We start from the raw sequence: 23,389 nt of genomic DNA, 5'->3' as shown, positions 1-23,389 counted from the left end.
CGCTACAGAAGCTGTAGCGCTTCCATTGCCGATTGCGGACGCGACGCGGGTTCGTCCTGGCAACAGGCGTCCGCAAAATCCGCCAGCCTTTGCGTTGTTCGCATCTCATCCGTCGCGATAAGCCGCCGGGCAAGCCGCCCCACGGAGAATATATCCTGATCCGGCTTCGCGGTTGCGTCCCGCATCCGTTCCGGCGCTGCAAATTCGCGCGAGGCGGCAAAGCTCATGCCCCGGTCCGCGTGTTTTTGGCCGATCTCCAGCGCAATGCCGAAATCGCCAAGCCTGCCCGTTTCGAAATCGCTGTCCTCCAGCAGAATATTGGCTGGCGTGACATCGCAGTGGACATATCCCCGTGCATGTATGGCGCTCAGCCCTTCCAGCAGGCGGCGAAGGATTGCGATCGCCTGCGGCGCGCTAACCGGCCGCTGCGATGCAAGCGACGCCAATGATTGCGAAAACCAAGGCTGTAACAGGCCCGGCCGGCCATCGGCCAGTCTCAGCAGCGCCGATGTCTCCACCAGGCAAGGATGGCGCAATGTCAGGCCGAGCTGCGCCTCCTCGCGTAATCTTTGCAGCAGCGCCGCGTCGTTTCTCAACGCCGGCGGCGTGGTTTTCAGTGCGTGAAGGGAGCCGAGATCGCGGTGCCGCACCTGCAGCAGCAGCGTGTTTTCGCTTTCGTAGGCAATCCGTTCAAGGGCAAAACTATCGGCGATCCAGTCGGGTTTCGCATCGGAAAAATGCGAGACTTTCCGGTCCAGCGCATTTCTGACCTGATCGATCAGGTCTTTCTGTTCTTCGGCTGGCCTTTCCCGCGTGCCGTCATGGCGAATGCTTTGCCACAGATCGGAGAAGCGCTCGGCAACCTGCGGATAGGCAGGCCCGTCGCCCGGTTGTTTACCCTTGCTCAAGGCGGTTTCCAATCACGATGGCGCTGACATTCTCGCGTGCGTCCTCGATCAGCGCTTCCTGGATCAGGGCGCTGGCGCAGTCCTTGATCGGGGTGTTGCCGACAATCTCGGCAATGGCCCGCTCCTTCAGGATTTGTACCAGCGGATAGCTGCACAGGAGCAGCCTGTCCTGCGAACCCCAGTCTTCCCCGACGATGTCCGGGCGGAACTGCTGGGAAAGGCCAACACATTGCGCGAGCTGCCTTTTCATCCCGACAACGACGTGATCGCGCGAAAGCTGATGCATGGTTCCGTTTTTCAGGAGATAGGCGCGCGCGTCGCCGGACCACAGGACGCTCAACCTTCGGCCGATAATGGAGGCAATGATGACGCTTGCCATCGGCCTGCCGTCGGCGCCCATGGCTTGTCGGGAAAGAAGCAGGCTGTTGACGGTGCCGAGCTTTCCCCTGATCTGCTGCGCCATCACCTCGGGGCTTTCGGCATCGGGGGTCTCGGCAAGAATATTTGTGGCCAGACGCGCTGCTTCCACGGCGCTGTGCGTGTCGCCCTGTCCATCTGCTATGGCAAAGAGGGCAGGGCTCTGGGAAACGAAGAGCGAATCCGCATTCAGGGAAAGCCGTGTTCCCGGGTGCGTGGCATAGCTATAGATGACCGATGACGGCTGTTCGGTTGCCGGCGCGGGCGGTTGCGTCATCACCGGCGGAGTTTTGTGTTTCGCACTTTCCTGCGGCTGTACGGATGTCGAGCCGTCCTCTTCGCCCTTGCCTGCCATGTCGCTGAAGAGGCGCAGGAAATCGGAAGCTTTTGGTTTGCCGTCGAATTTGAGACCGCGGGCGCGGCGGCTGACGGGATCGATGCGCCACCAGAGGCTGGTCGGTGCGCGGCCGCGCACCATTTCCGGCGCGTCATCCTCTTCCCGTGGTTTCGGCAGGCGCAGTTTTTTAACGGAGGTGTTAAACCGGGACATGTCGAAATCGCCCGTCATGGATGTCTCGGCCAGCGCCTCGGCGGCCATGAACCAGGTGTCGTCGAGATAAAGTGTTCTCGGATGTTTCCGGAAGCTATTGAGCTGGGCAATGATGGCAAGCGGATATTTGCGCCCCACCCGGTCTGCACTGGGCACCAGCACGCCGGCATAGGCGCAGTTTCCCCATATACCGCTTTCGATGATGAAGCGAATGGGCGGCGATGACGTGAATATTTCGGGCCATCGGCCCGAAAACAGGTCCGCGCAGGCGTGCAGGCCGGATCGCATCCAGTCGTCAAATGTCCCGATCAGCTCCCGTTCAAGCCCGTCGGAGATGAAGTCGCCATGGCTGGGGACCTTGCCGAAGAAACCGATGCGATCACTTTCCGCTGCGGTCTCCGCGGGCCTCGATGCCTGATTGGCCATCAGTCGTTATTGACCGCGGTGCTTTTCGTCTTTGCTTTCATCATAGATCCCCCTCCTTTAAAAAAACGGTGCGCCGTCCCGCCGCTAAAATTGCGCGGGGCAGGCAAAGCCGGCGATGGCGTCCAGCCTGAACGGGTTGAGAACCGAGCCGAACTGAATATCGAATTCGGCAGCCTGAGCGCCATTCGCAAATCGCACCCGCAGCAGGTCACCCGACTGGTTTTCGATGTCGGCGCCGTCGAACAGCCGGAATGGCGACCAGTCGCCGTTTTCGGTTTTCGCCTGCTGCCAGCCGCCTGGCTGGAACGCGATGCGCGACAGGCTCGCCGTGTTTTCACGCGAGGGCCAGGTGATCGATTTCGCCTGAATGGGGCCGTGATAATAAACCACCCGCTCGCCTTCGATTTCCAGCATCACCGCGCTGGAGGCATTGGTGAGCGAAACGGGTTTGACGTTGATCGACACCGCCGGCGTCTCGCTGCCATTCGGGAAAAAGGCACGCGAAATCTTATCGGCATTTTCGAACTGGGCGACGGCGCTGCTTGGAATGCCGGCGGCGCCGAAAGTGCCTTTCCAGCTCCAGGGGTTGGTCGTCTTGTCGACAAAGGCTTCCATACGCTGTTTGAAGAAGGACTGGAAAACCCCGGTCGGCCCGAAGAGACGGGTGAAATCGGCGATGGCGACATCGCGGGAAGACGATCTGTCGAAAGGATAACGCCCGGTCACGATGGAAGAGCAGAGCGATGCCGCATCGGCCGCCCAGAGTTCGGCAATGCGGCTGCGGGCGGATTTGACCGCAAGCGAGCCGACATCCGCCGCCACGCCCGCCACCCACACATCGAGGGGCGCCGGCAATTCACGGGCCTGCTGCAACAGATCCTGATTAGCCTTGGTGAGTTGACTATCCACGTCGAACACCTTGGCGACTTCGTCGGAGGTGGTTGCCGAGCGGGCAAGCTGCTCGTTCAGCATCTTGAAATGCGCGAGCAACTGTTCCGATGGCGAGCCCCCGGCCTTGCCGCCATTGGCCTGCTCGCCCGTTGTGGCCGCGCCTTTCGCCGCCAGCATGTCGCGCAGTCTCGCATAGGGATCGGCCGCGTTCACCGTGGCGGCCAGAACGGCTGCGGTCGCGTCGCCTTCAGCGGCGGAGGCGAGGGCGGCGGGGTTTGCTCCGGGGCGCAGATCGGTCGCCTCCGCGATCGATCTGGCAGCCTCCGCCACGATATTACGTTCATTGGCAAGCGCGCGGGTTGTTTCCACCGCGTCGCCAAGGGTCTGGGACGGCTTGACCCGAAGGTCGGCCAGCGTATCGGCCCATTTTTTCTCGAAACGGTCGAAATAGATTTGCAGCGCGGCCTGCGCCACCTGCTCGACCGTGGCACCCCTTATGGCATCATCGGAACCGCGCACCCACCCTTCGGAAAGCGCGATGCGCGCCGCATGGGCGACCTGCGGAATGACGACGCTGCGATATCCTTCCGCCGTGAAAAGACCTTCGATGCCTTCCGCCATCGGCGCTTTGCTGCGCCGCTCGAAGGCACGCTCTCCCAGCGGGCCGAAGGCCGTGGCGGGTGTCCATTCCATCAGTTCCCGCGCCTGCGGAAGACCGGCGAGAATATCATAGGCGCGCGTGCCGGCGGCCTGGTCGCGGATGGTTTCACGGGCAGTTGCGATGAGCCGTGCGTCTAGCTCAATCGGGGCGAGCACGCCGTCCGCCAGCGCTTTCGCATGCTGGTCGAGCGCTTCTCTGGCCGCCGCCCTTCCATCGCCGGGATAGAGGGATGCGAACATCTGGTGCGTCTGCACGGTCAGGAAATCGGGGTCCAGTGTACCCATGCCGCCAAGCATTCCGTAGAGCTTCAGCGAATTGAAGGTGCGCGTGACATCCTTTTCATCCTTGAGCTGTTTCTGAAGCTGCACGATCATGCGCGGCAGGAGCAGGGCGTTGAGCGCGCGCTGGTAGGCGTCACGCTGCCGTCCGGCGATCTTGTCTTCCTGATCGAGCCCGAAGCTGACGTTCCACACTCTCTCGCGGGCAAAGCCGGAATTGACGTCGCGCAGATTGTCGAGCGCCGGAAGGATGCGGAGAAAATCGGCGTCGGAAACATCGCGCACGGGAATGCCCTGAACGAGTTGTTCATAGGCGCCAAGTTTGCGATCCGCTTCGGCAAGCGCCTGCGTATTGGCGAAATAGGTGAAAATCCAGCCGGTGAAGACGATGGCGACTGCGGCGGCCGAAACACCATAGGCGATGCGCCGCACCAGCAATTGCCGTCCGGAAAGGCGCTTGTCGCGCATCACCAGCGCGGCTTCGGGGAAGATGACATCCTTGAACAGCCGCGACAGGAAGTAGCTTCGGCGGGTCCTGGCCGCTGCGGGAGACCTTTCCGTTTCCGGCTGCGTTCCCGAAGCGAGATAAACGCCCCGCAAAAGCGGGGCTTCGATCAGCGGAGACCGTGCGCAAAGTTCGGTCAGGGCCTCATGGAGCCGGTCTTTCAACCGCGCAAGTTCGGCGGGGAAGCGGAAGATGCGCCCGCGCGTCTCGGCATTCTGCTCCTGCTGCAGGCGCTCGATCAACATCGCATCGACCCGTTGTTGCAGCAGTTCGAACTCTTCCGTCAGGCGTTGCGGCAGGTTCTCGGCGGTATAGCTCTCATCCAGCTTGAAGGTGGTGCCCCATACCTGCTGGCGGTCGGTCTTGTTGAAACCGTCGAAGAATTCCACGAAACCATGCAGCAGATCGGCCTTGGTCAGCACGATATAGACTGGAACGCGGGCGTGCAGATATTCGTCCAGTTCCGAAAGCCGCTGGCGGATGGAGCGCAGTTCCTGCCGTTGTTCCTCGGGATCGCGGGTGAGAAGATCGGGGATGGACAATGTCACCAATGCGCCGTTGATCGGCTGCGACCGGCGATAGCGTCTCAGAAGACCGAGGAAACCTTCCCAGCCGGCTTTGGATGAGCCATCGAGATCGTCCTGCGTGGTGTAACGGCCGGCGGTGTCGATCAATATCGCCTCATCGGCGAACCACCAGTTGCAGTTGCGCGTGCCGCCGATGCCCTTTACTGCGTTTTCGCCGAGCGCATCGCCGAGCGCATCGCCGAGCGGAAATTGCAGGCCGGAATTGGTGAGTGCCGTCGTCTTGCCGGAGCCGGGTGCGCCGAAGATCACGTACCAGGGAAGATCGTAAATATAACCGAAACGCTTTTTCGTGACCCGCCGCAGCAGCGCCAGCGCTTCCTTGAGACGCATCTGGATTTCGCCGACTTCGGCCTGGCGGTTGGCAAGAGCCTCGCGCTCGATACTGTCGACAAGTTCCTTGTCCTGCTTGCGCCCGCGATAAATGGTGACGGCGATATAGACCAGCCATATCGCCACAATGATGCCGATGGCGATGAGCCGGGCCTGCGTCGTTCCCAAGGGCTTGAAATCGCCCAGCGCGACCAGATAGCCGTAAAACCAGATGACGATGCAGAGTGTGACCACCCATAACAGCGACAGGAAACGGCGGCCGATGAGAGCGGCATAGCTCTCGACATAGGATCGGATCGTATAAAAATAGCTCAATGGATTCATGGCTTTGCCTCTTGCGGCTGCTGTCCCGAACTGTTCTCTATGGTCGGCGAGAGAATGCCGGCGTCGCTCAGTTTTTCATCGGGATTGGTCAGGACCATGATTTCCGTTCTGCGGTTGATCTGGCGGCCTTCCTCCGTTTTGTTGTCGGCGATCGGGTCGCTGTCGGCACGGCCTTCCGTCAGGATCGCTTCCGGGCCGGTGAATTGTGAAAGAATGTCCCCGACCGCCTTGGCGCGGGCTTCGGAAAGGTGCCAGTTGGACGGAAATTCCACCGTCTTGATCGGCACGGTATCGGTATAGCCGATGACGACGGCGCGGAATTTTTCGGCCGCAAGCGCGCCGCCGATACGCTGGATGAGATCGCGGAACTGCGGGCTGACATCGGCGCTGCCGGTGGAGAACAGGCCCGAATTGTTGATGCGAATGCGCAGCCGCCCGTTTACATCCGCCAGCGTGACAAGCTTCTTTTCGACTTCCGGCTGAAGGAAGGCCATCAGCTTTTCAAGCCGGGAGGGTTGCCGTGGCTCCACCGGCTTCGGCGGTTCCACGACCTTGGGCGTTTCGACCTGCACCGGTGGCTGGGGCGGGCTTGCGATCAGCACGCTCGGCGTCTCGTTCGGTGGCAGATGGGCGAGCCTCTCGAAAGTGACATCGGATGCGTTGTTGAGCGACAGCGTGAAGAAGAGATAACCAAGCGCGAAGGCAAGCGCCATCAGGGACAGCAGGGTCCACAGCGCGGCCATCGTGCGCAATGGCGTATGACGGGCTTCCACGCCTTTCCAGTGCGGAGAAAGCTCCCGTTCGAAGGTGCCGTATTGGCCGATCAGCGTCTTGTAGAGGCTGTCGCGGATGCGCGAAAGCTCCAGCGCACCCTTTGGCGAAACGCGGGTGCGCCCTTCGAAAGCCAGCGACAGGCAAAGATAGATCAGCAGCAGCAAATCCTTGCTGGCGCCGGGCGACTGATGGAAATGGTCGAGAATGTCGAAAACCCGGTCGCCGCCGGTGACATCGTTGTGGAAGGTGGAGACAAGGCCGGAGCGCGCCCAGCCTGCCCGCACGCCCCAGGGTTTGCTCAGAACCACATCATCCACCGTGGCGCAGACGACATAATGCGCCGCTCTTGCCCGCTCGGGGCTGATGCGGGCGGAAGCGAGATCGCGCTCATAGCGGGTGATCGCCTCAATGCAGGCGCGGCGAAGCTGATCGGGATCCGGCTCCGCATCGCTGAAGCGCAGGAGATGCGCTAGGTTGAGGAGGGGAGCGGCCGATTGCACGAGCGTCGGCACATCGCCGCCGCCGAAATGGAAACCGGAGAGCAGCTGATCGACCGGCATGGCGGCCCCGCTTGCCTTCGGTCGCCCGGCCGGCCCATCGGTCTCGACAATGTCTTCGAGGATCGCCGCCATGTTGCGGGCGTTCTGGTTGCGTCTGCGGCTTTCCTCGGTGATTTCAACCACCGTCGGCAAATCCTGCCAGGAAGAGGGGTTTTCCTTGCTCATTCGCGTAACGCCCACATTTCCATCTCAAGCCCGGGGAACTCGCCCGCCAGATGCAGGGCAATCGCGCCGGAGGTCTCAAGCTGCTTCCAGAGGGGTGATTGCGTGTCGATCTCGAAATAGACGGTGCCGGACCGATAGGGCAATTGCCGCGGCAGGACCGGCAGGGAGCGCACGGGAATGCCGGGCAGCGCCACGTTGACCAGTTCGGAAATCCGCTCCACCGGCCCAACCTTGATCTGTGCCGGCAGGCGGCGGCGAATGTCTTCGGCGGCCATATCCGCGCGCACCGCAAGCACGAAGCCGGCATCGCGCAGCAGCGTGCGGTCGTGGATGGTGCCGACGCGGACGCCGTGGCGGCGCTCCACCAGCTCGATCGCAACGGCCGCCTGTTCCAGGACCGCTGACAGCGATGTGCGCAGATCGTCGAAAACTGCCGCGAAGGTGGCTTTCAAGTCCTCGTGCCGATAGGGCGGGAAATCCGTCGCCCGCTTTTTGTCCGTGGTGAAGGTTGCAAGCTCGCCAGCAAGCTGGATGCAGTCTTCGTAAAACCGGATGGGGTGAAAACGCGTGGCGTTGGCGCAGCGATGCGCCAGCAGCGGATCGGCCCGGTTGAGGATTTGCAGCAGGAAATAATCGCCCACTTCCGCCGTTCCCCTGATCGTCGGATCGCCGATGCGTTCGGCAATCGCCTGGGCGCGGTGGCGCACGATCCCCAGAAGCTCCGTCAGCAATTCGTTGAGGCGGGGCGCCGCCGCGCAGCTCAGGCTCGGAGGAATGAAATCCGGGTCAAGAATGACCGCGCGGTCTGAGCGGACCTCGATGACCCTTGCAAGGCCGATGAGATCGTAACCGGAAAGATCGTCGCCGGTTTTCAGGAATTTCAGGCTGAGACGGCCGACATCGATGGGGGCCACGAAGTCCGTCTCGATATTGGTGTCGGAGACCTCATAGCTTGAGGCGGTGAAGCGCACATTGTTCGCATCGTTGCGGCCGCTGGCGGACATGTCCGCCTTGCCCGGCTGCCGGGCCGGCAGGGCGAGATAGATAACGGCGTTCTTGACGCTTTCGTCGAGATCGAGCGGCGGCGGCAGGTCGGAATCCTCCGGCGCCTCGAAGGGCGTTCCATCGGGAAGAACGCCGCGCAGGTTCGACAGGGCGAATTGCCCTATCGACAGCGCGCTACGGTCCACGCCGATTTCGGCGATGCCCCACGGGTAGGGCGAGAGGTTGCGCGTGGTGTTGCGCACCAGCCGTTCGGTCCATCGGTCGGATTGCTGAAAATGCTGAACGCGAAGAAACATGCCCTCGCTCCAGGCAACACGGTTCTCATGTCTCATCGTGGTTGTTTACCCCCTTTGCATCGGCCGTTATCGCGTCAGGTTCCTGCGTGGGCGCGGCTTCACCGCGCGCTGCCCGCTGCAGGAACTGCCTGACCGGCAATGGACGGCCGTTTTCCTCAAATTGCTTTTTGTAAGTGGACCAGTAATCGGTCTTCATGATCAGCCCCTGCCAGTCGCGGCGCTCGATTTTGGCACGAAGATCGTTGCCGGCATCGACGGAGGCTTCGAGAAGCCTCGGCTCGAGTTTTTGCGTGCAGCCGTGGATCAGGGTCTCAAGCGAGACAGCGAGCCGCCGCTGCTGGCGGATGAGTGTTTCCACCCGCTCGCTCAGGGAGGCTGACGAACCGTGGCCGGTGCGCTCGCCTTCAATGTCGAGAATGGCCAGACAATCGGCGCTTTCCTGCTCCAGCGCGGTCAGAAGATCGCCGATCTCCTGCGCGGTCGAAGCGCCCGCAGCCGAGGCACCCTCTGGGGTCAGCTCTTCGTCTGCTTCCGGGAAAACGCTGTCGAAATCCTCGCTACCTGAGGTCGAAACCGGACGTGAGATCATCACCGGCGTGTTCAGCGCGTCGGTATGTTCGTGCTCGCTGCTCGCAACCGGCTCCTCGTCCCAGTTATCAGGCAGAACAGCGCCTATTGCGCGCGCTGCGGGCGGTTCGCTCCAGCCGATCTCGACATTTCGCGAAATGGATTTCGCCTTCCGCTTCGCGCCCTCGCGCCATGTTTCGGACCAGTCGTCGGCGGAGGCGGCGTTGCCCATCACGCCGCCGGCCGAGCGGCCATTCGGGGCGATGTCGGCAAGGATCGCCGAAATGGTCAGCGGCTCGTCACTCATGCGCAGGGAAGCGTCGGGATCGGAAAAATCCAGCTCGGCATTGCCGCTGATGGCGACCTGGAAAACCTGCCCGCCAATGTTGATTTGCGAACCGTCGCGCAGACGCGCGCTTTCGCCTTCCAGCAGCAGGCGGCCATCGACCAGCGTGCCGTTCGCGCTCTGGTCAAGGATCGTAAAACCTTCGCCATCGCGGCTGAGCGTGCAGTGCAGCTTGGAAACGCGCCGCTCATTGTCGTCGATCTGCCAGTCGCAATCGCGAGACCGGCCGATGACGCGGCGGCCGCGCTCGAAGCTCCACTGACTGGCTCTTGCGGCTCCGATATTTCGTGTGTCCTTGAGTGCAAGCTTCATATCCATGCCCTCACGCGGAAATCGCCGAGCCTTCCCGCTCGGTCACCACAGCATCGGCGCTGTCTTTTTCTGCGGGCGCCACGCGAGCCCAGCTATTCCAGCCGAGGCGGGCGGGGGCATCGGACTGGCCGAGGCGGCAAAAGGGAATGTCCTCCTTTTTCAGGATCACCTGCACATCGAAATGCAAGGCGCTTCCGACGAACAGGCGTGTCAGCGAAAATATCTCCGCAAGCCGTTTCGATCCGGGCGTCAGAGCCAGATAATCCGCATAGGCGACGGGACCGATCACGATCCGGAAGCCGCCGCTCATATCTTCGACAGCGCTTCCCGCCGTCGTGTTCTGTCCGAGCCTCAGCCCGGATGCCTGTCCGAGCTGGCTTTGTTCGTGAAGCGGCAAAGCCACCCATCGCCGGCGAAACTGTTCGACATTGACCGGAAGTCCCGTGAATTCGCAAAGCATCGAGGTGAGGGCCGAGACATTGCGGTTGCGGCCGGCCAGAAGGCCGCTGAACCGCAGGAGCGCATCTTCGCTCACGCCCGCCTTTTCCACCAGACCGGCTGTGCGGAACCCGGTGAGTGCAAGCAGGGTTTTGCGAAAACCGTTCTCCCTCTGCTCGGCCGACCAGCGCAATCCCCTTGCAAGGCGGTATTTTTCCGTCGCGGATACGAACAGTTCGCTGAACCTTGCGGCGAACAGATTGAAGAAGCTCGCCAGCGCGCCGGAGCGATTGCGCTCTTCCCGCTGCAGCAATTCGCCATAGGCCGGCGGCAGCGAACCGAGCGGCCCGACAATGGGCGCGAAGGCGGATTTCAGTTCGGCCTGGCCGCGTTTGTGGTTGAAACCGCTGATCGCCAGCGGGGTCGGCTGTGTTCCGCCATGAGCGCCGACGACAATCCCGTCATCCGCCGAAACCAGCTGGGCGACGCGAAACGCGGTGGCGGGCTCAAAACGGCCGGGATCGTCGCTGAGAAGCGCCGCCTGCCGGTCTTTCATGGTTGGCGTCTGCTGTTCCATCCCGGTCTCCTAGAGCAGCGGCCGGTCGGCCGCGCGGGCCGGCCAGCGGGCAATCGGTTTGGAGTGGCCGCGCATCGTTGCCGTCAGCCGCGTGAAACTGTTGATCGACGTGTAGAGCCCGAAGAAATGATTGAGGACATTGGCGAAAACAAATGCGGCGGGCCGGGCTATCAGCGCGGGGTCGAACTCCACGGTGATATCCGTTCCCGGCACCATGGCCGAGCCGATCCGGGCGTGGGAATTCTGCGCCTCGACATTGCTGATCGCCTCCACCAGCTGCCGGGTCTCCGGGCTGTCCCTGAAGGAATAGAGCGAAAGAATGTCCTTCAGCGGCGCGCCGCCGCTGTCGGTGAGGGAGAGATGGTTGAGGAGGAGATGCGAGATCAGCCGCCATTCACGCGCCGAGCGCTCGTTGACGCGGATCGCCGCCGTCGGCGGCATCAGCGCATGGATGGATTTTATAGCCTCATTGCCGGACGAAAGCAGCAGGAAGGGGTGGCCGCCCCCAAAGGGAAGCTGGCTCGGCAGTTCACGATTGATGCACAGCGTATCGATGCTCGCCACCATGTCGAGCGGTCCAAGCGGTCCGCGCTTATGATCCACGAAAGCGATGTCCGTATCGGAAGAACCGTCGTCATCGAAACGGCGCTGTATCTGCCAGAAAACGTTCGCGCCGTTATTGCGCTGGGTGCGGCCGAAAAACGGGGAGGTCTTTTCCGTCTGTCCGGAACGGCTGGTCAGTTGAACATTCTCGACGGCATAGATTTCGCGGGTCCGCTGCCGCCGTGCATCCGGCAGCAGCCGATATTCCGTGCGCGTACCATCGAGGCTGAGCGGTTCGCAGCTTTGTTTGAACAGGTTGATGACCGGCGAGGCGTTCAATACGAAATCCCGGACCGACACCATGCGCTCAAGCTGCGTGTCCGCCGCATCCAGATAGATGTAAAGTTCGCAATCGCCGCCGCTCCATTTTTGTAGCCCGTCGATATCGAGAAAGAGAAATTTCTGCGGCAGCGCGAAGAATTCCGTGAGAAGCCGGTATCCGTCAAAACTGTTGGCCGGATAGGGCAACATGGCCTGATCGCGCGTATAACCCGATGGCGTGAGATTGCCGGCGGGCAGGAAAACGGCTTCCTTGTCCTCGGCGTGCCGCGCAAGCGCCATGCCCACGCAATGATTGGTCAAAAGCTCGTAAAGCGCCGTGGCCTGCTGCCATGCGGCAGCCAGGAAAATCTGAAGCTTCGTCAGGCCCATTTCCGGGAAAGTGCCGCCGCGCGGCGCCGTGCTGCGCAGCGAAAGCCGCAGGCAGCTGGCGGCGCCGGCAAACGAGGCCGAAAAAGGCGCGTCGATCGGCTGGCCGGACAGCGTTGCGGCTGCGATTTGCAGCGGCGCGATTTCCACCGCCTGCGTGGTGCGAAAACGGCAGCTTTCACCACCCACAGGCTCGGCAAGGATTTCACTGTGCCGGGGAAGTGTCTGCACGGTTGCGAGCGCCGTGCTTGGGGTGAACTGAACCACGCTCATGGACGGGATCGGCGCAAGATAATGCGGGTAGAGCGTCTCCAGGAGGCTGTCCGACAGTTCCGGAAACTCGTCGTCCAGCTTCTGGCGCACACGGGCGGCGGAATAGGCGAAACTCTGGATCAGCCGCTCGACATGCGGATCGTCGGCGACATCGCCCGTCATGCGCAGCCGGCCGGCGATCTTCGGAAACGCCGCCGCAAAACGCGATGCGCGTTTTCGGAGCGCGAAGAGTTCATCATTGTATTTTTCGAGAAAGCCGTCAGCCATTCGTCGCCTCCACCAGGAAACGCTGCGTGGACGGATCGATCCGGGATTCGAAGCTGATCGGCGGCATGCCTTCCTGAAGGCGGAAACTTGCCTGTATGCGCATGCGAAGCGCCCGGTCGCCATCCGTGCGGTTTTTCAGGATCGTCACATGCACATCGTCAAGGCGGGTTTCGAACAGGGAAATCCGCCGCTCGATGCTGCGTGCAAGCCGCGCCTTGGAGGCATCCGTCACCAGATTGGCCGAAAGAATGCCGTCCACGCCATAGCTCACCAGCGCATCGGACAGTTCCTTCAGCGCCGCCGGCGGACCGGCGGGGTTACGACGGGTATTGAGCAATGCCTCGAGATCGCGGCGGATCACCTCGCGCATCTCGCGCGCCTGATCCTTCAGGCTGACGAGCATATCCGTTTCCGCATCCGGCGCGTCATCCAGCAGCCGGTCCAGAACGGAGCGTGACAGCGTTCTCTGCCGCGCGCGATATTGCTCGAGCGGATCAACCACGGGCGATCTGCCTTTCATCGTCGGAGGCGGCGGAAAGGGAGCCGATCTCGTGGAACGGCACCACATCGTCGCCAATCAGCAGGCAGCGCTGGCCTTGCCCGGTTGCCAAAGGCTGGTCTTCCTCGCTCCATCGGGTTTCCCGGCCGAGGAGGAGGCCGACATCGTCCTTCGCACCGTGATAGATGGCCGGAAGCAGCACGGAGGCGACCGCGCCGTCGCGCAACGTCAGCTCAGCCCCGCGGAAAGCGAGGTCGCGCGGGCGGCTCATCGGGTCGATGGCGAGGCTTTCTACGCGGCCGTAGTCGATCCACAGGTAGCGGCCGCCATTGGTCAGCACCTCCAGCGCATGCGGAATCCGGTCGTCCAGATCGCGAATATCGCCGGCGCTTTTGCCGTTGCGGCCGATTGGTACATTGCCGCGTTTTTCATCGAGTTCAGCCAGTGCGGTTCTGGCGGCATCCGCATCGCCGCTGCGTGCAGCGATATTAGCCCGGATGGCCAGTTGATCGAGTTCGGACGGACCGCCGGGGAAATCCGGCACCGCGCCGGTTTCGAACCACGCATTGCGTGCGGCCATGGCGCGGAGCTGATGGCGAAAGAGAGAAAAGCCGACGCTTTCCTGCGGCGAGAATGTTGCGGCCAGATTGCATTGCGCATCGGCCTTCTCGTAGTCGCCGGCAAGGACTAGCAGGTCAATGTAGAAATGGCGGCCATCCTTGTCGGTGGGCTTCGTCTTGACGTGTTCGCGCGCAAGCCCGATTGCCTCTTGCAGCCGGTCATCGTCGAGAAGGCGGGAAATATCGTCGCGCAGCGTCATGCGGGTATCCTTTGCGGCTCGGCCGGAGACCGGGATGCGGCGGCGGGCGGCATCATGGTTTCGGCAATGAGATGGAAGCTCGTGGAGACGTCATCGAGCTGGAAATGCGGCTGAAGGCGCACGGTGCAGGAGAATGTTCCGGGCTTGCCGGGAACCTCGAAGACGTTGATGCCGGCAGAACGCAGCGGGTAGCGCGTGCGCAGCGCCGCTTCCGCATCGTCATTGCCGAGCGTGTAAGAGGAAAGCCAGCCTTCCAGCTTGCGCTCTATCGTCGAGGCATCGCTCAGCTGGCCGATATCGTCGCGCATGATGACCTTGAGGTAATGCGAGAACCGGGAGGCGCACAGCACATATTGCAGCATGGCCGCGAGGCGGGCGTTCTGTCTTGCCGCTTCGCTGGAATAATGGCCGGGCGCATGCAGGGACTGGTTGGCGTTGAAGATCGCCATGCCGGAGAGATAGGTGGTGGAGACGGGTACGATGCCGAGATCGGAAAATTGCTGTTCCTGTCCGGTCGTCAGCTGCACTTCGACGGGCGGCTGTGCGGAAAGGCCGTTGCTTTCGATGCCGAGATCGAGCGGCGGCAATTGCCGGGAAGAGAGCATGCCGCCATCCACGGCGTCCTGCGTCACACCGCGCAAATCCGCAAACCAGCCGGAGTCGACGAAATTGCGCACCACTACCGTTGCAAAAGCGAAGGCGGCATTGCCCCACAGCAGGGTCTCGCCGCTTTCCGCCACATGCTCGCGGAATGGAAATCCGTCATCCCGCCCCCGCGCATAGGGCCTGTAGGGCGAGCGCAGCAAAACGCGCGGCGCGACAAGGCCGACAAAGCGGGAATCGTCGCGTGCGCGAAGCGCATTCCACCGCAGCCGCGATTTATCCTGCTTCAGAGAGGAAAAGTCGTGAACCCGGCTGAGTTCGGCGAAGTCCTGCAGGCCGACGGCGGAAGGTGCTGCCGCCGCGACGAAGGGGCAGAAGGCGGCCGCAGCCACCATGCCGATCTGCGACAGCGTCGTGATGGAATCGGCGCCCTGAAGATCGTCGGGGGAAAAGGCGTAGTCGCCGATCAACAGGCCGACCGGCTCGCCGCCCGGCATGCCGAATTCGCGATTATAGACGACCTCGAAAAGATGGCTCTGGTCGAAGTCGGTGGCGCGTTCCGTGTTGCGGGCAAGATCGCGCCAGCTGGCGTTCAGCAGCTTCACCTTGACGTCTGCGCCGCGGCCAGCCTCACGCACGACCATGGCCAGACCGCGCCATCTCGCTTCCATCGCCTGAAAATCAGGGTGGTGCAGAATGGCGTTCACCTGGCCGGTCAGCGCATCGTCGATGAGAGCGATGAGCTGGTCGGCGAAAATGCGGGCATCCGGAAAGGACTGATGCGCCATGAGCGGGCTCCGGGTGACGAACGGGGCCGGGGTGGCGGACCACCCCGGTCCGGGCTCAGTTCTTGGACGGAATACGGGCGACCATGCGCAGCGAGGTCGTCAGTTCTTCCATCTGCAACCAGGGCCGCATCCATGCGACCGCATTGTAGGCGCCGGGTTTGCCCGGCACTTCCTGCACGGTCACCTTGGCGTCGCGCAGCGGATATTTCGCCCGGCTTTCTTCGCCCGCTTCGTCATTGGCGTTGACGTAGTTGGCGATCCAGCGATTGAGCCACACTTCGCAATCGGACGCCTCCATGAAGGAGCCGATCTTATCGCGGCCCATCACCTTGAGGTAATGCGCGAAGCGCGACGTGGCCATGATATAGGGCAGGCGGGCTGAAACGGCGGCGTTGGCCGTGGCTTCCGGCTTGTCGTAGAGCTTCGGCTTATGTGCGGTCTGGGCGCCGAAGAATACCGCATAATCGGTGTTCTTGTAGTGGCAGAGCGGCAGGAAGCCGAGCTTGCCCAGTTCCGCGTCGCGGCGGTCGGTGATGCCCACTTCGGTCGGGCATTTCAGATCGAGATCGCCGTCATCGCTGGAGAAGACGTGCATGGGCAGATTTTCCACCCGGCCGCCATTTTCCGCACCGCGGATAGCCGTGCACCAGCCGCTTTTTGCAAAAGCGTCGGTCAGCTTCGTGCCCATGACATAGGCGGCGTTCATCCAGCAATATTCGTCATGTTGCAGATCGCCATTCACCGCACCCCTGGTTTCGTCATAGGCGAAATCGTCAATCGGGTTGGTTTTCGGGCCATAGGGCATGCGCGCCAGAACACGCGGCAAAGCGAGCGTGACGAAACGGGAATCGTCGCTTTCGCGGAAGCTGCGCCACTTGGCATATTCCACCGTATCGAAAATCTTCTCCAGATCGCGCGGACGGGCGAGATCGCGATAATCCTCGAAACCGAACATGTGCGGGCTTGCCGCCGAGATGAAAGGTGCGAAAGCGGCCGCCGCAATCGATGAAACCCCCTGAAGCAGCTGTACGTCATCGAAGGAATTGTCGAATTCGTAATCACCGATGATCGCGCCGAGCGGTTCGCCGCCGGGGGTGCCGAATTCGTCTTCGTAGATCGCCTTGAAGAGGCGGGACTGATCGAATTCCACGGCCTTTTCCAGATCGCGCGCCAGTTCCCGCTTGCCGGCGTTCATGACGCGGATCTTCAGGTTGACGCTCGTTTCGGAATTCTTGACGAGATAGTTGAGCCCGCGCCAGGTCCCTTCGAGCTTGGCGAATTCCGGCGCCTGCATGATGGCGGCGAGCTGTTCGGAAATCGTCCGGTCCAGTTCGGCAATGGCATGGTTGAGGGTGACGGTGAGGTTGCGGTCGTATTTGACCGTTCCTTTCAGCGCCTGGTCTGTCAGCGTGCGCAGAAGATTTTGCGCGCGGTCCGGTTCGGTCTGGCGGGTTGCGGCAACCACCTTGGACAGCAGTCCCTGATCTTCGGCGGTCGTTGCCTGTGCTTCGTTTTTCAGCAGGCTTTCAGCGCTCATGTTTCAGTCCTTCCACATGCGGCTTTGAAAAAATGCCGCTTGAACAGTTGAAGCCCCGCAGTCGGGGCCGTTCGGGGAGGTTTTCCTCCGCACAGGCGATTATTTGCTCGCGCCGTTCTTTTCCTTGAGTTCGGAAACCAGCGTTGCGAGATCGGTCTTGTTCTGCAGAATATCTTCCAGCATCCGCTCCAGATCTTCCGAACGGTCGGCCTTGGAAAGCAGGTCGCGCAGCTCGTTGCGGGCGTCCAGAAGCGCCTTGAGGGCGGGAACCTGCTGCACCACGGCGCCGGGTTCGAAATCGTCCATGCTTTCGAACTTCAGGTTGACCTGCATGTCCGTGCCGTCTTTCTGCAGCGTGTTGGCAACGGCAATGTTGAGGCCAGGCGTCATGCGGCGCATCACCTCATCGAAATTGTCGCGGTCGATCTGAACGAATTTACGTTCGCCGAACGGCTTCAGCGGCTGGGTCGGATTGCCCGAGAAATCGCCGAGAACGCCGACGACGAAGGGCAATTCCTTGACCACCATCGCGCCTTCGGTTTCGACTTCGTATTTGATGTGGACGCGGGGCTTGCGAACCCGTTCCAGCTTTTCGTGTACACTTGCCATTTCAACCTCCTTGATGCCCCTTGGCATGGCTGACTGTTACGGGACGGTGTCTCCGTCCCTTGCCTCGTTATTTTCCGTTGTTGTCTCCGCCGGGCTTGATGCCTGCGGCCGTCAGAACTGCATTGCGGGCCTGTGCCTCGGGCAAAAGCTCCGCCAGCAGTTCGGAAAAATCCATGCGTCCCCTGCGAACCAGCGTTTCGATGGAGAGCGAGATCGGCGAATGCGGTTCGGTCCGGCGAAAGTAACGCGCAACCGAAAGAAGAGTTTCAAACGCTTCATCGCGTGAAGATATGCCTTCCGGTGACGTCGCTGCTGTTCGTATCGCCGGTTGTCCGTTGTCGTTGGTTCCAGGAACCGCGGCTGCCGCCTGCTCGACCGGTGCCGGCTCCTGCTCGCGCCCGCCCAGCGTGCGAATGGCCGCAGCAGCTTCGATGAGCGTGTTGCGGATGTTGGAGCTGGGGGGTGCGGACTGGCCGCAGCGTTCGGAAAGAACCGCCATGATGGCGTCGAAGCTCGAGAGACAGGCGTTGACCTCGGCCAGATGGGAAGACATGGCGGCAACGCCTGCTTCCGACGCCAGCCGATACAGTTCTTCGCGCCGTTTGCTCTCGTTGGGTCGCTGCGCCAGCTGGAAATCCCAGAGGCTGTGCTCTCCAAATTTCCCTCCGGGGATCAGCGGCGCAAGCCGGAGCGGCTGCACAAGCGTTCCCTCGGTGCCGATGCCGTTCAATCCCGCAAAAGGTGCAAATTTTTCCTCATCATTATCGTCGCTGATGGAGCGCAATGAGTCCCAGTGGTTGTAAAAAAGATCGCCACAAAGCTCATAGATTTCTCGCAATCCAGGAAAGCCGCGCAGCCGCAGGCTTGCTTCGGCAAGCCACGCCAATATTTCTATGTCCTTGCTTTCGGAATATATAATCTGCAATCCAAGATTGCTGACACTGTCCCAGCTACTGGAAATCTTTAAGTTATCCTGTGGGGACGCGGCGCGCTCTTCTGTGCGTGCCTGGTTTCTTTCATCCTTAATTCTGTAGTATATTTCACGCGTTCTTGAATCGATGCGGATGTTTTCTCCGCAATCTCCAAAAAACTCTATATCTCTTTTAACATGCGGCGCGTTCAAGAGCAGTCTATCCCCAGAAAATAGTAATGGATTTTTCGTAGTTACTTCCCTTACGTAAGGCTATTCCTCAGACAGACTTATTCAAAATGTGTCTAAATTGTGGCGTCTACTGCCTAATCTAACCCGATAAAAAATAAACTTCGGGGTGGACAACCCGGTTTCATCATCATAGTTATTCCACGTCACGTTGTGGAATGAACCCGGGCAGGAGGCTCATTGCATGTCGCATATCGATCTCAATCGCCTCGTTGAAGCGCTTGAGCCTGACCTGCGCGTCACGCTTGAAGCTGCGGCTTCCGTTGCGGTGCGTATGGGGCACAGGTACGTGGATATCCCGCATTGGCTGCTGGCGGTTGTAGATGCCGGTATCTATGCGAAAACATTCGAGGAATTAAAAATTCCACTTCCGGTATTGCAGGCGGAAATCGGCCGCAGCCTGGAAGAGGCCGTGATCGGCGATGGCGAGGCTTTGTCGCTCTCACAGAACATTCTGACGGCGGGCCGTGAGGCATGGGTTCTCGCGTCGCTGGAGGCCGGGCGCGACCGCGTGACGCTTTGCGATCTGCTTCTGGCGATGGACGAGGAAACCTCGCTTCGCTCTTTCGTCCGCTCGGCATTTCCGTCGCTGAAGGCGATGGATCGCGCGGCTCTCGAACGCCTTCGCAGTTCGGTTGAAGACAGCAGCGGAAGAGAAGTTCCTGCCGCGGCGGCGGGTGCCGCGACGGCCGCCGGCCAGAACGATTTTCTGCGCCTTTACACCCAGGACATGACAGCCGACGCCCGGAACGGCAAGGTCGATCCGGTGATCGGGCGCGATGATGAATTGCGCCAACTCGTTGATATTCTTACGCGCCGTCGTCAGAACAATCCCATTCTGGTGGGTGAGGCCGGCGTTGGCAAAACGGCGGTCGCCGAAGCGCTGGCGCTCGAAATCGCTTCCGGAAATGTGCCGGAAAAATTGCGCAACGTCCGCCTGTTGAACCTCGATATTTCGCTGCTGCAGGCCGGTGCCGGCGTGAAGGGCGAGTTCGAGCGCCGTCTTCATGGCGTGATCGATGCGGTAAAACGCTCGGCCGAGCCGGTCATCCTGTTCATCGACGAGGCGCATGGCCTTGTCGGCGCCGGCGGTGCAGCCGGACAGGGCGATGCGGCCAATATTCTCAAGCCCGCTCTGGCGCGCGGCGAAGTGCGCACCGTCGCGGCCACGACCTGGAGCGAATACAAGAAATATTTCGAAAAGGATGCGGCGCTGACGCGTCGTTTCCAGCCCGTGCATGTGCGCGAGCCGGATGAGACGACAGCGATCCGCATGTTGCGTGGTGTCGCCGACAGCTTCGTCAGCCATCATAACGTTGTGGTTCGTGACGAGGCGATTGTGGCGGCGGTGCAATTATCGGCGCGTTACATGCCGGCGCGGCAATTGCCGGACAAGGCCGTCAGCCTTCTCGATACGGCCGCGGCTGCCGTTTCGCTGGCGCGGCAGACCCTGCCGGAACGGCTGCGCGCCATGGAAAGCGAGCGGCGTCTTCTGACCGATGAGTTGAACTGGCTTCTGCGTGAACCGCAGGATGACGAGGTGCAGAGCCGTATCCAGTCGATACGCGACGAAGTCGAGAAGCTCGAGAGCGGGATCGACGATCTGCGCGGCCGTTACGATGCGGAAATGGCTGAACTCAGCGAAGATCAGCCCGTTGAAAACGGCGCATCGAATGTGTCGCGCCTGCGGCCTGCGGCTGAGACCAAACCGGCAAATGCCGAAAGACTCGTGCCGACGGTGGTCGACCGTGAAGCGATTGCATCCGTCGTATCGCGCTGGACCGGTATTCCGCTCGGTAAGCTTCTGGCCGACCAGATCGAAAGCGCGCGCACATTGGATGCGCGCATGCGCCAGCGGGTTGTGGGGCAGGATGCTGCAATTACCCGCATTGCCGATGCCATGCGCACCGCCCGTGCCGGATTGTCCGATCCGCGCCGCCCGCCCGCCGTGTTCTTCCTCGTCGGTATGTCCGGAACGGGAAAGACCGAGACGGCGCTGTCGCTGGCCGATCTGCTTTATGGCGGCAACAGCCATCTGACGACGATCAACATGTCGGAGTTCAAGGAGGAGCACAAGGTTTCGCTGCTTCTCGGTTCGCCGCCGGGCTATGTCGGTTTCGGCGAAGGCGGCGTGTTGACGGAGGCGGTGCGCCGCCGGCCGTTCGGCGTTCTCCTTCTCGATGAGATCGACAAGGCCCATCCCGGCGTCCAGGATATTTTCTATCAGGTGTTCGACAAGGGCGTGCTGCGCGATGGCGAAGGCCGCGATGTCGATTTCAAGAACACCACGATCTTCATGACGGCCAATACCGGTTCGGAACTGCTGGCCGCGCTCTCCGCCGATCCGGATACGATGCCGGAAGGCGAGGCGCTGGAAGCGCTGCTGATGCCGGAGCTGACCAGACAGTTCAAGCCCGCATTCCTCGGGCGCACGATCATCCTGCCCTTCATGCCGCTCGGTGCGGAAGAACTTGCAAGGATCGTGGATATGCAGATCGGCAAGATCAGGGAACGCGTGCTCGCAACATACGGCGCCGACCTGACCCTTTCCGATGCCGCGCGCGATGCGTTGGTGGCGCGCGCCGGTGCAAGTGAAATTGGCGCACGCGCCATCGAAATCATGATCGGCAAGGATCTCCTGCCGCCTCTTTCCAGCTTTTTCCTCGAAAAATTCATCGCGGGAGAACGCGTGGGCAAGATCGTCGTCGATGTTGGTGAAAACAGGTTCGGCATTCGTGCCGAAGCGGCTGGGGAAACAGATGAATTCGCCGCGCCCGAAGAGGGTGGGGTGGATGAAGTTGCCGCGTCGGAAGGGGCTACCCGACGCATGCGGCATTAAACGAAGGGTAACGCGGCCTCGAAGCAAGAGGTCATTTCAGCTACAGGAGCTTACAGCATGCCAATTTATCTGCAGATTGACGGTATCCAGGGCGACGCCACGCATGAGGAACACCGCAAGTGGATGGACATCGAAGCCATTCACTGGAACGTAGCGCGCAACATGAACACCTCTGCCGGTTCTGCTGCAAACCGCGAAGCATCCGAACCGACCATTTCGGAAGTCATTCTGACCAAGGTTAGCGATTCTTCTTCCACCAAGCTTTTCCAGGAAGCCTGCGCCGGCCGCACTGGCAAGCTCGCAACCATCCATCTGGTGACTACGGGTAATCCGGGCAACACCTATATCGAGTATCTGCTGACGAACACGCTCATCGCGAGCTACTCGGTGGATTCCAGCGGTGACCGTCCGGTGGAAACCATCAAGCTCAACTTCACCAAGATGGAAGTGAAGTACACGCCGTTCGACGACAACAACTCGCCGCAGTCTCCGATGATCGCCTCTTACGATCTGGCGACGACGAAGGCCGCTTGATAGCGACGCGACCCGGTGCCGGTATTTGCCGGCACCGGAACGTTTTCATTGCAGTGTTGCGGCTCACGTCGTGATGTTTCTCATCCACGTTGGACGAGGCGGGTTTTTCATGCGCTCCCTATATGCGTTTTTTGTTTCCGTGCCGGTTGTTCTGGCTCTGTCCGGTCTTTCGCAGGCGGGTGCCGAGGAACGGACTTGGATATTCTCCGGTGCTGAACTCAAGCAGGCCATCGAGGGCAAACTTGCCCCGGAAGTGTCTGATCCGGAAATGCGGCGGCTGGTTTCCGTCGCAAAATCGAGCGCCTATATCGCCGGTGTGGCCGATCTGACAAGCGGATCGGACTGGTGCGGTGCGGGCGCCGTGGCGCCCCATGAACTCACCGACCGGATCTACACCTATCTCGGCGATCTTCCTGCTGAAAAACTGGATGAACAGGCAGCCACTCTCGTGCGGGAGGCGCTCAAGGTCTCCTTTCCCTGTGAGCAGAAAAGTAACTAGTGGGACGAACCATGCGCGTTAACTTTGACACTCTCTATAAGAATTATCCGAGCAGCGACCCGTCGCATCCGAACTATCTCAGCCAGCGTGATCTGTTCACGGAAATCGGCTGGGACGATTTCATCGGCAATCCGAACTATCACAATACCTGCGCCATCCGCGTCAGCATCGCTTTCGTGAAGTCGGGCATCAACATCGTGCCCGCCTCGCACCGCATCCAGAAGGGCCCCTATGCCGGAAAGGGCATAGAGGTGAACATGCGCCGCCTTGCCAGCCTGATGAAGCGGACGAGCTATCTTGGCGAACCCGAGCCTTTCACCCCCGCGACGGCGCGCAACGGCATCGGCGCGCGCAACGGTGTCGTGGCGTTCAACAATATCCCCGGCTACACCGGCGGCGGTCATATCGATCTTGTGCGGGGTGGCTCCGAAGCCACCCAATGCGCTTCGGCCTGCTACTACAATTCGGAAACGATCTGGTTCTGGCCCCTGCAGTCCAGCCGCGGGTCCTGATTAGGAGTATCTCATGAACGACCAGCCGTCTTTTTCCGATTTCGTTCAGGCGAGCCGCGTTCTGAAGGTGTCTTCGCCACTCGGCGAAGACCAGCTTCTGCCGGAGCGCCTGTCCGTCGAGGAGGGCGTATCGCAGCTCTTCGACATTCGTCTGACGGTGCGTGCCAAGAGGGAAGCGGTCAAGCCCGAAGAGCTGATCGGACGGCTGGTCGATATCTCCATCGAGATCAGCCAGGGCGACGGCGATGGCGGCGGTGTTCGCCGCCCCTTCAACGGCCTGGT

The 23,389-nt window shown here is 61.2% G+C and carries 19 protein-coding genes; 5 read left to right on the top strand and 14 right to left on the bottom strand.

The annotated features are described in order from the left end of the window. Positions 1 to 2: 2 nt before the first annotated feature. The 14 genes from PH605_RS18015 to tssA form a co-directional block, all read right to left on the bottom strand. Positions 3 to 908, bottom strand: coding sequence for a protein kinase domain-containing protein (locus tag PH605_RS18015; RefSeq protein ID WP_142845618.1), 906 nt, complete (start codon positions 906 to 908; stop codon positions 3 to 5). Further along, positions 895 to 2,301 (bottom strand): type VI secretion system-associated protein TagF, encoded by a 1,407-nt coding sequence (gene tagF, locus PH605_RS18010; RefSeq protein ID WP_142845617.1) that lies wholly within the window; start codon positions 2,299 to 2,301, stop codon positions 895 to 897. The genes PH605_RS18015 and tagF overlap by 14 nt, the downstream gene beginning before the upstream one ends. 84 nt (positions 2,302 to 2,385) lie before the next feature. Further along, on the bottom strand, positions 2,386 to 5,877 hold the full coding sequence (tssM, locus tag PH605_RS18005) for a type VI secretion system membrane subunit TssM (protein ID WP_142845616.1): 3,492 nt from the start codon (positions 5,875 to 5,877) through the stop codon (positions 2,386 to 2,388). Further along, on the bottom strand, positions 5,874 to 7,376 hold the full coding sequence (gene tssL / locus PH605_RS18000) for a type VI secretion system protein TssL, long form (RefSeq protein ID WP_142845615.1): 1,503 nt from the start codon (positions 7,374 to 7,376) through the stop codon (positions 5,874 to 5,876). Before tssL ends, tssM begins: the two co-directional genes overlap by 4 nt. Next, on the bottom strand, positions 7,373 to 8,713 hold the full coding sequence (gene tssK, locus PH605_RS17995; protein WP_078052839.1) for a type VI secretion system baseplate subunit TssK: 1,341 nt from the start codon (positions 8,711 to 8,713) through the stop codon (positions 7,373 to 7,375). The genes tssL and tssK overlap by 4 nt, the downstream gene beginning before the upstream one ends. Continuing rightward, entirely contained in the window at positions 8,703 to 9,908 is a 1,206-nt protein-coding gene (locus PH605_RS17990; protein ID WP_161987941.1) for a type VI secretion system-associated FHA domain protein, read from the bottom strand. The genes tssK and PH605_RS17990 overlap by 11 nt, the downstream gene beginning before the upstream one ends. A gap of 4 nt (positions 9,909 to 9,912) precedes the next feature. Continuing rightward, a complete protein-coding gene (gene tssG / locus PH605_RS17985; protein ID WP_142845613.1) occupies positions 9,913 to 10,917 on the bottom strand; it encodes a type VI secretion system baseplate subunit TssG in 1,005 nt (334 codons plus the stop codon). A 9-nt stretch (positions 10,918 to 10,926) separates the two neighbouring features. Next, the gene (gene tssF / locus PH605_RS17980; RefSeq protein WP_142845612.1) at positions 10,927 to 12,708 is read right to left on the bottom strand and encodes a type VI secretion system baseplate subunit TssF; all 1,782 of its coding nucleotides are present in this window, start codon (positions 12,706 to 12,708) and stop codon (positions 10,927 to 10,929) included. Then, positions 12,701 to 13,210: a type VI secretion system baseplate subunit TssE gene (gene tssE / locus PH605_RS17975; protein WP_142845611.1), complete on the bottom strand. Its 510-nt coding sequence runs from the start codon at positions 13,208 to 13,210 to the stop codon at positions 12,701 to 12,703. The genes tssF and tssE overlap by 8 nt, the downstream gene beginning before the upstream one ends. Continuing rightward, on the bottom strand, positions 13,203 to 14,027 hold the full coding sequence (locus tag PH605_RS17970; protein WP_125146542.1) for a type VI secretion system accessory protein TagJ: 825 nt from the start codon (positions 14,025 to 14,027) through the stop codon (positions 13,203 to 13,205). The genes tssE and PH605_RS17970 overlap by 8 nt, the downstream gene beginning before the upstream one ends. After that, complete coding sequence (gene tssC, locus PH605_RS17965; RefSeq protein WP_135398345.1) at positions 14,024 to 15,418, bottom strand: type VI secretion system contractile sheath large subunit; 1,395 nt, start codon at positions 15,416 to 15,418, stop codon at positions 14,024 to 14,026. Before tssC (PH605_RS17965) ends, PH605_RS17970 begins: the two co-directional genes overlap by 4 nt. A gap of 55 nt (positions 15,419 to 15,473) precedes the next feature. After that, on the bottom strand, positions 15,474 to 16,955 hold the full coding sequence (tssC, locus tag PH605_RS17960; protein ID WP_035263814.1) for a type VI secretion system contractile sheath large subunit: 1,482 nt from the start codon (positions 16,953 to 16,955) through the stop codon (positions 15,474 to 15,476). A 99-nt stretch (positions 16,956 to 17,054) separates the two neighbouring features. Beyond that, a complete protein-coding gene (gene tssB, locus PH605_RS17955; protein WP_035263819.1) occupies positions 17,055 to 17,564 on the bottom strand; it encodes a type VI secretion system contractile sheath small subunit in 510 nt (169 codons plus the stop codon). 67 nt (positions 17,565 to 17,631) lie between these two features. Then, positions 17,632 to 18,687 (bottom strand): type VI secretion system protein TssA, encoded by a 1,056-nt coding sequence (gene tssA / locus PH605_RS17950; protein ID WP_142845610.1) that lies wholly within the window; start codon positions 18,685 to 18,687, stop codon positions 17,632 to 17,634. 220 nt (positions 18,688 to 18,907) lie between these two features. Here tssA and tssH point away from each other — a divergent pair, with 220 nt between their 5' ends. The 5 genes from tssH to PH605_RS17925 form a co-directional block, all read left to right on the top strand. Then, positions 18,908 to 21,562, top strand: coding sequence for a type VI secretion system ATPase TssH (gene tssH / locus PH605_RS17945; RefSeq protein WP_142845609.1), 2,655 nt, complete (start codon positions 18,908 to 18,910; stop codon positions 21,560 to 21,562). Between the two features lie 57 nt (positions 21,563 to 21,619). Next, positions 21,620 to 22,096 (top strand): Hcp family type VI secretion system effector, encoded by a 477-nt coding sequence (locus tag PH605_RS17940; protein WP_003504561.1) that lies wholly within the window; start codon positions 21,620 to 21,622, stop codon positions 22,094 to 22,096. Between the two features lie 109 nt (positions 22,097 to 22,205). After that, positions 22,206 to 22,595: a Rap1a/Tai family immunity protein gene (locus PH605_RS17935; protein WP_142845608.1), complete on the top strand. Its 390-nt coding sequence runs from the start codon at positions 22,206 to 22,208 to the stop codon at positions 22,593 to 22,595. An 11-nt stretch (positions 22,596 to 22,606) separates the two neighbouring features. After that, entirely contained in the window at positions 22,607 to 23,107 is a 501-nt protein-coding gene (locus tag PH605_RS17930; RefSeq protein WP_059761067.1) for a type VI secretion system amidase effector protein Tae4, read from the top strand. 13 nt (positions 23,108 to 23,120) lie between these two features. After that, on the top strand, positions 23,121 to 23,389 hold a 269-nt coding region (locus tag PH605_RS17925), incomplete at its 3' end, for a contractile injection system protein, VgrG/Pvc8 family (RefSeq protein WP_271040155.1).

The sequence above is a fragment of the Agrobacterium sp. CFBP 3001 genome, assembly GCF_027871605.1.
GTDB classification, from domain to species: Bacteria; Pseudomonadota; Alphaproteobacteria; order Rhizobiales; family Rhizobiaceae; genus Agrobacterium; species Agrobacterium leguminum.
Note: the sequence above shows the minus strand (reverse complement) of the source record. Positions and strands in the feature narration are given on the sequence as shown.

What these genes read in the sequence shown, in the direction of transcription:
- tssF (WP_142845612.1), bottom strand. Translation starts at nt 12,708, where the DNA reads ATGGCTGACGGCTTTCTCGAAAAATACAATGATGAACTCTTCGCGCTC.
- tssC (WP_135398345.1), bottom strand. Translation starts at nt 15,418, where the DNA reads ATGGCGCATCAGTCCTTTCCGGATGCCCGCATTTTCGCCGACCAGCTC.
- tssC (WP_035263814.1), bottom strand. Translation starts at nt 16,955, where the DNA reads ATGAGCGCTGAAAGCCTGCTGAAAAACGAAGCACAGGCAACGACCGCC.
- PH605_RS17970 (WP_125146542.1), bottom strand. Translation starts at nt 14,027, where the DNA reads ATGACGCTGCGCGACGATATTTCCCGCCTTCTCGACGATGACCGGCTG.
- tssG (WP_142845613.1), bottom strand. Translation starts at nt 10,917, where the DNA reads ATGGAACAGCAGACGCCAACCATGAAAGACCGGCAGGCGGCGCTTCTC.
- PH605_RS17990 (WP_161987941.1), bottom strand. Translation starts at nt 9,908, where the DNA reads ATGGATATGAAGCTTGCACTCAAGGACACACGAAATATCGGAGCCGCA.
- PH605_RS17935 (WP_142845608.1), top strand. Translation starts at nt 22,206, where the DNA reads ATGCGCTCCCTATATGCGTTTTTTGTTTCCGTGCCGGTTGTTCTGGCT.
- tssK (WP_078052839.1), bottom strand. Translation starts at nt 8,713, where the DNA reads ATGAGACATGAGAACCGTGTTGCCTGGAGCGAGGGCATGTTTCTTCGC.
- tssB (WP_035263819.1), bottom strand. Translation starts at nt 17,564, where the DNA reads ATGGCAAGTGTACACGAAAAGCTGGAACGGGTTCGCAAGCCCCGCGTC.
- tssL (WP_142845615.1), bottom strand. Translation starts at nt 7,376, where the DNA reads ATGAGCAAGGAAAACCCCTCTTCCTGGCAGGATTTGCCGACGGTGGTT.
- tagF (WP_142845617.1), bottom strand. Translation starts at nt 2,301, where the DNA reads ATGGCCAATCAGGCATCGAGGCCCGCGGAGACCGCAGCGGAAAGTGAT.
- tssH (WP_142845609.1), top strand. Translation starts at nt 18,908, where the DNA reads ATGTCGCATATCGATCTCAATCGCCTCGTTGAAGCGCTTGAGCCTGAC.
- PH605_RS17940 (WP_003504561.1), top strand. Translation starts at nt 21,620, where the DNA reads ATGCCAATTTATCTGCAGATTGACGGTATCCAGGGCGACGCCACGCAT.
- PH605_RS17930 (WP_059761067.1), top strand. Translation starts at nt 22,607, where the DNA reads ATGCGCGTTAACTTTGACACTCTCTATAAGAATTATCCGAGCAGCGAC.
- tssM (WP_142845616.1), bottom strand. Translation starts at nt 5,877, where the DNA reads ATGAATCCATTGAGCTATTTTTATACGATCCGATCCTATGTCGAGAGC.